We start from the raw sequence: 1,138 nt of genomic DNA on the forward strand, positions 1-1,138 counted from the left end.
CTAGTGTCCTGAGTCATTAATTGTCGTTCGGTTGTTAGGCTAGGGAATGGCAACCCGGGGTCCGCGAGCAGTGGATATCGTTCTGACCGATGACGAGCGCCGTGAGCTCGAAGGGTGGGCGCGTCGACGAACGACAGCCTCGGGTTTGGCGATGCGATCACGAATCGTTCTCGCCGCCGCCGAGGGTGGTTCTAATACCGAAGTGGCACAACGACTCGGACTCAATCGAAGTACCGTGCGGCGGTGGCGAGGCCGGTTCGTCGAGCAACGCTGTGATGGGTTGCTCGACGAACCCAGGCCCGGTCGACCACGAACCGTCGACGACGAGCAGATCAAAGACTTGATCACCGCAACTCTCGAGACCACTCCGAAGAATGCGACACACTGGTCGACCCGGTCGATGGCTGAGCATCTCGACATGTCGCAGTCAACGGTGTCGCGTGTCTGGCGAGCGTTCGGATTGGCTCCGCACAAACAGGATTCGTGGAAGCTGTCGAAGGATCCTCTGTTTACCGAGAAGGTCCGCGACGTCGTCGGGCTCTACATGAACCCACCCGAACGTGCCTTGGTGCTCTGCGTTGACGAGAAAACCCAAATTCAAGCGCTCGATCGCACCCAGCCGATCTTTCCCATGCTCCCGGGCACCCCGCAACGGGCCAGCCACGACTACGTGCGCAACGGCACCTCCAGCCTGTACGCGGCGTTGGACATAGCGTCGGGAAAAGTCATCGGCTCGCTTCACTCACGCCATCGCGCAACAGAATTCATCGGATTCCTACGCAAGATCGACGCCGAGGTGCCCGACGAGCTCGACGTCCACCTGGTCATGGACAACGCCTCTACCCACAAGACACCCGCAGTGAAGCGATGGCTGACCTCGCACCCACGGTTTGTTGTCCACTTCACCCCGACCAGCTCATCCTGGATGAACCTCGTTGAACGCTGGTTCGCTGAACTGACCACCAAGAAGCTCCAACGTTCCACCCACCGCACCGTAAGAGCGCTCAACGCCGACATCAGAGCGTGGATCGACACCTGGAACGACAACCCCCGCCCCTACGTGTGGGTGAAGACCGCTGATCAAATCCTCGACTCCATCGCCCACTACTGCACACGAATTAATGACTCAGGACACTAG

At 59.5% G+C, this 1,138-nt stretch carries 1 protein-coding gene; it reads left to right on the plus strand.

Translation table 11 applies throughout. The features are described 5' to 3' along the window. Positions 1-46 precede the first annotated feature (46 nt). Positions 47-1,138, plus strand: coding sequence for an IS630 family transposase (locus GOALK_RS00005; protein ID WP_006356718.1), 1,092 nt, complete (start codon positions 47-49; stop codon positions 1,136-1,138).

This window comes from Gordonia alkanivorans NBRC 16433, assembly GCF_000225505.1.
GTDB classification, from domain to species: domain Bacteria; phylum Actinomycetota; class Actinomycetes; order Mycobacteriales; family Mycobacteriaceae; genus Gordonia; species Gordonia alkanivorans.